This is a genomic window from Bradyrhizobium sp. MI1.11 (genome assembly GCF_055811255.1).
In genome coordinates this window covers 1-1697 of sequence record NZ_JBVVPM010000158.1, presented here as the reverse complement: position 1 = coordinate 1697, position 1697 = coordinate 1, and the positions used below count along the sequence as shown (strand labels likewise).

Here is a 1697-nt window from a genome sequence, read left to right as displayed (position 1 = left end):
GTGCCTGTTCCTGATCCAGCTCTGGCGCACGCCCGCCTGTCCGGCCCCGCTCAATTCGGCTTCTTAACGGACGACTATCTAGAATTCGGCGCAACAAGGAAGTCACGTCAGAGGGCAAACCGACGCGATCGGCGCGCGGTCGCGTGCGCCATTCGCTCCTACAATCGACTTTTGGCGAAGAAACGAGCCTTAAGCCTTTAGGTCCGTGATCCGCATAATCGCCACCACGTTCCCATCATTGAACGCCTGCTCCTTTGTGTCCTTGTTGCAGGTCCAGACAAAATTCTTCTTGCCGGTAAAGGTCTTTTCGTCCTGCTCAAGCCGAAGCTCTCCTTCGGTGATATGGCAGACCATGGCATTCATCATCGGGGGCCCCATGGTCTTCGATCCCGGCTGCATGATGATGTCGCGCATTGAGACGGTCTTAAAACCCGGGATCAGCGATGGTGTCTCGCTATCATACTCACGCACCACCACACCTGGCCACGGAGTTGTGTCCTTGTAGCCCGTAGTTTGAGCGGCGGCGGGCTTTATCATGGCCGCCGAAGCCGCTGCCAACCCGAATGTCAATGCAGACCTTCGATCGATCTTGCTCATCGCTTTTCTCCCTGGGTTACTGCAACAAGCCGCCGCAAAAGCTGCGCGCGTGTGGAATGTGAAATCGTGGTGTGAAACCGAAAAGGGGGCGGTCTCTTAGGGTAGCGTACCTGCCGACAGCGCTAGTACTGCTCGTTCGTCCCGAACGGTGACTTCGGCACATCCCGCTTCAAGGGCAACCACATTCTACGAGAACGGACGCGCCCTAGAAATGGGTGTTTCGTCCAAGAGGCATAATGCCTCAGTTTGCTTAGGCCCGAAGTTCGGACCCGGCGTCAGCAACTTCACACTGCGACCAACTGAATACGCAAGTCAGTATCACTGACTGGTCCTGTGGCGGGTCGCAGTAAGTGTGCGGCCACGACCTATTGGCGTCGAGTGCGGAGGCGATGATGCTGCTCCCGCAAGACCGCCCGGGGTTAGCCCATCAGCGAAGTGGCAGCACGCCTCAGTTTTATCGGACAAAGGGCAAGCGTCCGATGGCATCAGTGCAACCCGGAAATGAAATAGCTCCAAGCGGTGGCCGGTACTATACTGGTGCTACTGGAAGTGCTGTTTCAAGCGTTCGTGGAAAGATTGCTACGACCAGTCTGGGAGGAACATCTGATGACGACCATGTTTGTTAGACACACGGTTTCCGACTACAAGACCTGGCGGAAAGTTTATGACGATTTTGCTCCTGTTCAGAAGGCGAAGGGCGTAACAGCCGAGGCTGTCTACCGAGCAGTCGAAAATCCCAATGACATCACAGTAACTCACGAGTTTGCCACGATTGAAGCTGCGCAAGCCTTCGCGGAGAGTGCTGAATTGAAGAATGCCATGCAGAAAGCGGGAGTGGCGAAAGCTCCAACGATTTGGTTTACCAAAAAGGCGTGAAGTATCGATCCCGGCCAAGTGCCGGGATTTTTTGCTGTGGTGGTACCATGTCGCCTGTTGGCCCATTGAGACATGCCGAGGCGGTCTGACGATATCCGTTCACAGGGGTAGACCGGTAGAGAACGGCACGCGGCCAAAGTGACGCGATTGACCCTGGCTGTTCTCTAATTCCGGGCGTGAGGTCAAGCTCTCCTTGAACATCCTTGCCGGGTCCATGGTTCTCT

The 1697-nt window shown here is 55.7% G+C and carries 2 protein-coding genes; one reads left to right on the top strand and one right to left on the bottom strand.

Going from position 1 to position 1697, the window contains the following annotated elements; all coding sequences use genetic code 11:
• Positions 1-189: 189 nt before the first annotated feature.
• Positions 190-597 (bottom strand): hypothetical protein, encoded by a 408-nt coding sequence (locus tag AC0L30_RS42815; protein WP_085357631.1) that lies wholly within the window; start codon positions 595-597, stop codon positions 190-192.
• A 606-nt stretch (positions 598-1203) separates the two neighbouring features.
• On the opposite strand from AC0L30_RS42815, the gene AC0L30_RS42810 reads away from it, so the two are divergent.
• Positions 1204-1473: an antibiotic biosynthesis monooxygenase gene (locus AC0L30_RS42810; RefSeq protein WP_473406773.1), complete on the top strand. Its 270-nt coding sequence runs from the start codon at positions 1204-1206 to the stop codon at positions 1471-1473.
• The last annotated feature ends 224 nt before the right edge of the window (positions 1474-1697 follow it).

Excerpts from the sequence above, each read along its gene's own strand:
- AC0L30_RS42810 (WP_473406773.1), top strand. The coding sequence starts at position 1,204 with ATGACGACCATGTTTGTTAGACACACGGTTTCCGACTACAAGACCTGG.
- AC0L30_RS42815 (WP_085357631.1), bottom strand. The coding sequence starts at position 597 with ATGAGCAAGATCGATCGAAGGTCTGCATTGACATTCGGGTTGGCAGCG.